The sequence below is a fragment of the Acidovorax sp. KPB24-03 genome (assembly GCF_057546605.1).
On record NZ_BAAJYR010000206.1, the window covers coordinates 1 to 6,106 of the forward strand.

General features: G+C 68.6%; 7 protein-coding genes and 1 pseudogene. All 8 read right to left on the bottom strand.

Annotated features, from left to right (window positions below; translation table 11 throughout):
* Positions 1-366, bottom strand: a pseudogene (locus AC27KI_RS17150) (methyl-accepting chemotaxis protein); the annotation flags it as partial.
* Entirely contained in the window at positions 330-1,112 is a 783-nt protein-coding gene (locus AC27KI_RS17155) for an MCP four helix bundle domain-containing protein (RefSeq protein ID WP_487114914.1), read from the bottom strand. The pseudogene AC27KI_RS17150 and the gene AC27KI_RS17155, both read right to left, overlap by 37 nt.
* 201 nt (positions 1,113-1,313) lie before the next feature.
* Positions 1,314-2,186 (bottom strand): protease HtpX, encoded by an 873-nt coding sequence (gene htpX, locus AC27KI_RS17160; protein WP_272565273.1) that lies wholly within the window; start codon positions 2,184-2,186, stop codon positions 1,314-1,316.
* A 133-nt stretch (positions 2,187-2,319) separates the two neighbouring features.
* Complete coding sequence (locus AC27KI_RS17165) at positions 2,320-3,057, bottom strand: DUF3025 domain-containing protein (RefSeq protein ID WP_487090616.1); 738 nt, start codon at positions 3,055-3,057, stop codon at positions 2,320-2,322.
* 4 nt (positions 3,058-3,061) lie between these two features.
* Entirely contained in the window at positions 3,062-3,949 is an 888-nt protein-coding gene (locus AC27KI_RS17170; protein ID WP_487114916.1) for an NYN domain-containing protein, read from the bottom strand.
* A 70-nt stretch (positions 3,950-4,019) separates the two neighbouring features.
* Entirely contained in the window at positions 4,020-5,069 is a 1,050-nt protein-coding gene (pyrC, locus tag AC27KI_RS17175) for a dihydroorotase (protein ID WP_487090779.1), read from the bottom strand.
* A gap of 112 nt (positions 5,070-5,181) precedes the next feature.
* Complete coding sequence (locus tag AC27KI_RS17180) at positions 5,182-5,682, bottom strand: hypothetical protein (RefSeq protein ID WP_487114918.1); 501 nt, start codon at positions 5,680-5,682, stop codon at positions 5,182-5,184.
* A 186-nt stretch (positions 5,683-5,868) separates the two neighbouring features.
* Positions 5,869-6,106: ATP-binding protein (locus AC27KI_RS17185; RefSeq protein WP_487114920.1), on the bottom strand; the 238-nt coding region annotated here is incomplete at its 5' end.

Genomic DNA, 6,106 nt, shown 5'->3' on the forward strand with positions numbered 1-6,106 from the left:
GAAGGCGATGCCGTCGATCACGCTGGTGATGTCGGCGATGCGGCGCGAGGACTGGGCGATGCCGTCCATGGTGCCCACCACCCGCTCCACCGCGTCGCGCCCGCGCCGTGCCACGTCGCTGGCCGACACCGCCAGGTGGGTGGCCTGCTGGGCCGCATCCGCGCTGTGGCGCACGGTGGACAGCAACTCTTCCATGCTGGCTGCGATTTCCTCCAGGTTGGAGGCCGTCTGCTCGGTGCGCGCCGACAGGTCCGAGTTGCCGGCCGCGATCTCGGCGCTGGCGCCCGCCACCGACGTGCTGGCCTGCCGCATGCCGACCACCAGGCCCGTCAGACGGGCCTGCATGCCGTCCAGGCGCGCCAGCATGGCCCGCACCTCGTCGCGGTTGCGGCGCCGATGGCCGGGATGGTGGAGGTCAAATCGCCTTCGGCGATGCGGTCCGCCACGGTGGACGCATGCGACAGCGGCCGCAGGATGGAGCGCGACAGCACCACCGCACAGACCAGTGCCAGCACCAGCCCCAACACCGATCCGCCCACCAGCAGTGCGATGCCCTGCCGTTCGCTGGCGGCAGCGGCGGCCCGGTCTTCCTCGACCTGCTTGCGCTGGTAGTCGGCCATGTCGTTCACCGCGGCGGCATAGCGGTCGGCCGCGGGGCGCAGCAGCTTGCCCACCGCATCGGGCGGCAGGGTCTCGCCGGCCTTGCGCCGCTTGACCAGATCGTCGCGCGCCCCCCGGAAAGCGTTGCCCGCGGTGTCGATGGCCTCGAAGATGCGCTTGGATTCGCTGTCCGTCGCCAGCTCTTCGAGCCGCTTGCGCACCTCGGTCGATCGGGCGGAGGTGGCCTTGCGGTCGGCATCGATGCGCGCGGCATAGGCGGGGTTGTCGATTTCCAGCAGGGTTTCGGCGCGCGAGGAACTCAGCACCACGATCGCGTGCAGTTCGCGCGCCAGCAAGGCCCGCTCCGCCGCCGGTCCGCCCAGGCCATCGGCGATGTCCTGCAGTTCCATGAGCCGCCAGATGCCCACGGCAGCGGCGAGGGACATGACCAGGCAGATGACCCCGAAAGCCAGGGCAAGGCGCAGGGAAAGGCGGGCGTTGTGCAGGGTCATGTCAGATACCGGTGAGAAGGGCCGCAGGCGGGAAAGAGCGGCCGATGGTGCGCCAGGCGCATGGGGTGGGGTCCATGGTAAGTATCGGCACCGGTTCTGACAAACTTGATACAAGCGCAAAAAAAGAGCGGCCGGATCGCTCCGGCCGCTCTTCGCGAGGCAGGCGGCATGGAAGGCCGCCCGCTCAATTCATAAGCCCCTTCAGGCGTTCGTCTGCAGCGCGGCAATGCGCTCTTCGATCGGCGGGTGGGTGCTGAACAGCTTGCCGATGCCACCGGCGATGCCCAGGGCGGCCATGTTCTTGGGCAGTTCGGCCGGGTGGGCGCCGCCCAGGCGGGCCAGCGCGTTGATCATGGGCTGCTTGCGGCCCATCAGTTGCGCCGCGCCAGCGTCGGCACGGAATTCGCGCTGGCGGCTGAACCAGGCCACGATCATCGACGCCAGGAAGCCCAGCAGGATGTCGAGCACGATGGTTGTGGCGTAGTAGCCGATGCCGGGGCCGGAGCTGTTCTCGTCGTTCTTGCGCAGGAAGCTGTCCACCGCATAGCCGATCACGCGGGACAGGAACACCACGAAGGTGTTCATCACGCCCTGGATCAGCGTCATGGTCACCATGTCGCCATTGGCGATGTGGGCCACCTCGTGGCCGATCACCGCCTCGACCTCCTCGCGCGTCATGCCCTGCAGCAGCCCGGTGGACACCGCCACGAGGGCATTGTTCTTGAACGCGCCGGTGGCGAACGCGTTGGGGTCGCCGGGGAAGATGCCGACCTCGGGCATGCCAATGCCGGCCTTGTCGGCGAACTTGCGCACGGTCTCGACGATCCAGGCCTCATCGGCCGACCCGGTGCCGTCGATGATTTGCACGCCCGCGCTCCACTTGGCGACGGGCTTGCTGATCAGCAGCGAGATGATGGCGCCGCCGAAGCCCATGATGAAGGCAAAGCCCAGCAGTGCCCCCAGGTTCAGGCCATTGGCGGTCAGGAAGCGGTTGACGCCCAGCAGGCTGGCGACGATGCCCAGCACCACCACGACGGCGACGTTGGTCAACAAGAAAAGCGCGATTCGTTTCATCGAAGGGTTCTCCACGGAGGGATACGGGGGTGTGACCAGCGGCAGGAACGCGCTGTCACAAACCGGAAAATGGGGATGGTGCGCAGGCGTTCAAGCCGTGTTCGCAGCGTTGCGATGGCCCTGGTGTGGTTTGTTATGCGGGGCGCGCGCTGCGGAATACGAGGGAGTCATCATAGAAGCAAAAGTTCTCGTTCTCGGGCCACCAGCCGGGCACTCCGAGCACCGGCAGCGGCAGAAAAGGCTTGGTGGCCAGGTGCACCGCATCGAGCGCGCCGGCCAGCCAGGCATCCACATCCGCTACCGAATCCATAGCACCCTGCGCTTGATACACATGCGCCGTGATCGGTTTTCTTGGTGCCTCGAGTTTTTCCAGCAAGGCATGGCCGAACAGCACCAGCTGCGCCTGCCGCCACAGCGGCCGCAGATCGACGAACAACCGCCGCCAGTCGCGCGCCGCCAGCGCCTGCCACAGCGGCGCGGGGGCGAACAGCACGGCGCCGTTTTCATCGAACAGCGTGATCGCATCGCGCAGCGGCCCGCGCACCGCGCCCACCCCGGTCTGGGCGATGGCCTCGGCCTGCAGGGCATTCAGCCGGCGCTTGGCCTGCGGGTACCGCAGCCAGACCAGGCCATTGAAGAAATCGTGCAGGTTGTCGCGGGTGGGGACGGTGCCGGTGTCGAAGATGAACGCCTCGTAGGCCTGGCCCGCCGGCAGCGCCGAGTGCGCCACGAAGCGCACGGCGGCGCCCGGCATCCGGTTCAGGGCGTCCGGCAGGGGCGTGCCGGACTGCCACGCCGCCCGGACCGCGGGGCCCAGGTGTTGGAACGGCTGCAGCCAGGGCGGTACCGCGCCGAGCGCGCCAGGGCCCACGGATTCAGCGCGCCTCAGGGAGGTAGCGGACCGCGTTGGGCTGCGTCTGGGGCTTCAACTCGAACTGGTCGGGGAATTTCTTGAACAGCTTGGTCGATGCCGTGTTCTTGCCCAGCAGCCTGGCGTCGTGCAGCAGCTTCACGATGTCGCCCAGGGGCTGCCACTGCCCGGCCTTCAGGGCGGGGGCATGGTCCAGGATATGCCGGACGCTGACGGCCTCGCCGCTGCCCGAGCCCGCCCGGCGGCCCCCTGCCCCAGAGTCACCCGCCGCCTTGGTCGCCGTGGCGGAAGCCACCTTCTTGGCGGCGGCTTTCTTCGCAGGCGCCTTCTTGGCCGGGGCGGCCTGCGCCGCCGGTTTGGGCGCAGCGGTCTTGCGAGGAGTGGTTTTGCGCGCGGGCGCCTTCTTGGCCGCGGGGCTTCGGGAGGCCGGTGGTGCGGACTCCGGCACCGCGGCGGGGGCCTCGGTCACCGCATCGGCCTCCTGCCCGACCAGGAAGACCTGATCGTAGGCATTGACGGCCTCGGGCGCCATCTTGCCGCGGTCGGAAAGGCACACCATCCGGAACCCGCGCTCGCGCAGCCGCAGCACCAGCGGCACGAAGTCGGCATCGCCCGAACCGATCGCGATGGTGGACGGATGCGACGGCGCATAGGACAGTTCCATCACATCGACCGCCAGGGCCACGTCCGTCGTGTTCTTGGTCAGCGACAGGTTCATGTAGGGCCGGATCATGCGGGTGCGCAGCACCTCCCCGAGCCCCTTGAGCTTGTCGGCACTGCCGTAAGCGCGGCGCAGGGACACGCTGCCCTCGTGCTGCTCCAGGGTGCGAAAGGCCTCCTCCACCCAGGCGGGCGCACACAGGTTGTCGGCGTCGATGAAGAAAGCGGTCATGGGTGGCCTCGCAGGGACTGTCGGAGCACGGCCGCCAAGGCGGGCAGGCACGCTGGGTGCGTGGTGGCGTTCACCCCACGACCCGCCACGGCAGCGCCTCGCCCGAGCGCAGCGGCTTGAGCTCGGCCTCGCCGAAGGCGAAGCTGCCCGGCGGCGTCCAAGATTCGCGGCGCAGGGTGATCGTGCCCTGGTTGCGCGGCAGGCCGTAGAACGCGGGGCCGTGGAAGCTGGCGAAGCCTTCGAGCTGGTGCAGCGCACCGGCATGGTCGAATGCCTCGGCGTACATCTCGATCGCTGCATGGGCGGTGTAGCAGCCGGCGCAGCCGCTCGCATGCTCCTTGAGGTGGGCCGGGTGCGGCGCGCTGTCGGTGCCCAGGAAGAATTTGTCGCTGCCACTGGTGGCCGCCTCCACCAGCGCCACCCGGTGCGTTTCACGCTTGAGCACGGGCAGGCAGTAGTAATGGGGGCGGATGCCGCCGGTAAAGATCGCGTTGCGGTTGTAGAGCAGGTGGTGCGCCGTGATGGTGGCCGCGGTGAAACGGTCGGCCTGCTGCACGTACTGCGCCGCATCCCGGGTGGTGATGTGCTCGAAGACGATCTTCAGTTCCGGGAAGTCGCGGCGCAGCGGAATGAGCTGCTGCTCGATGAACACGGCCTCGCGGTCGAACAGGTCGATGTCGCTGCTGGTCACCTCGCCGTGCACGAGCAGCAGCAGGCCGGCCTTCTGCATGGCCTCCAGGGTGCGGTAGGTCTTGCGCAGATCGGTCACGCCGGCATCGCTGTTGGTGGTGGCGCCGGCGGGATAGAGCTTGAGGGCGATCACACCCGCCGCCTTGGCGCGCACGATCTCCTCGGGCGCCAGGTTGTCGGTGAGGTACAGCGTCATCAGCGGCTCGAAGGCAACGCCAGGCGGCACGGCCGCCTGGATGCGCTCCTTGTACGCCGTGGCCAGGGCCGCCGTGGTCACGGGCGGGCGCAGGTTGGGCATGATGACGGCGCGCCCGAACTGGGCGGCCGTGTGCGGCACGACGGTGAGCAGCGCTTCGCCGTCGCGCACGTGCAGGTGCCAGTCATCCGGGCGGGTGATCGTGAGGGTGTCGGGGGAGTGGGCAGCGGTCATGGGCGCCATTGTCCCATCGCGCCAGCCCATGAAAAAACCCTGCCCACCCGGAGGGATGGACAGGGTAAACCCCAAATCAATGGGGCGAGGGGGTTGCAGGTTGGTGTTCTGATCAGCAGCCGGAGGGGCGGTTGCCGCGCATGGGAACGATGCCCGAGACGGTGATGCGGTCACCCGAGCCGTCGGTGGCCGTGAGCGTCTTGCTCAGGAGGCGCACCTGGTTGGAATCGCGCGACACGGTGGTGTCGCTCCAGTCGGTGGCGCTGAACTCGCGCTGCGAGAACGTGAGGAAGGCGATGTACAGGTTGCCGGCATTGGGCTGGTAGCGCACGTCGCCGGAGGCCTGGTCGCTGGAGCCGACCTTTTTGGCGCCGTCGAAACGGAAGGTGCAGACTTCGGGCGACGAACCTACCGAGTTCTTCTTTTCCACGTCGGTCAGGTTGATGGTGCCGTCGCCGTACACGCCGTTCAGGCCGGAGACCGTGGCATTGCTCACCGTGAGCACGCCGGGCTGATCGCTCGGGGTGGGATCGTCATCGTTGCCGCCGCCACAGGCGGTGAGCAGCAAGGCGGTGCAGGCGGCAGCGGAAAAGGTCTTGAGAAAAGCGTTCATGGGTCAGTCAGGATCGGTCGGTGGGGAAGCCGCAGGATCGGGTGGCATGCCCCCGATCTCGCGACAAGTCCCGATCCTAGAAATGGCCCCTCAGCCCCCCTGTGGGCCTTTGGCAGCGGAGCCCGTAGGACAGATTCCCACACCGCCCGTGCCCGCCGGGCGCAGCGCAGGCGGGGAGGCAACCCTTCAGGCCAACGCCTGGGGCGCCACCGCCGGAAACCGCACGGTGAAACAAGAGCCCCCTTCCGGGCGGTTTTCCACCTCGACCGTGCCGCCCTGGCGGACCACCAGGGCATGGACGATCGACAGCCCCAGGCCCGAGCCCTCGCCCCCGTGCCCGGGCGCGTGCGGAAAGCGGCGAAACGGCCGCGACAGCATCTCGGGCGGCAGCCCGGCCCCGGCATCGCTCACGCGCAGCGCCACG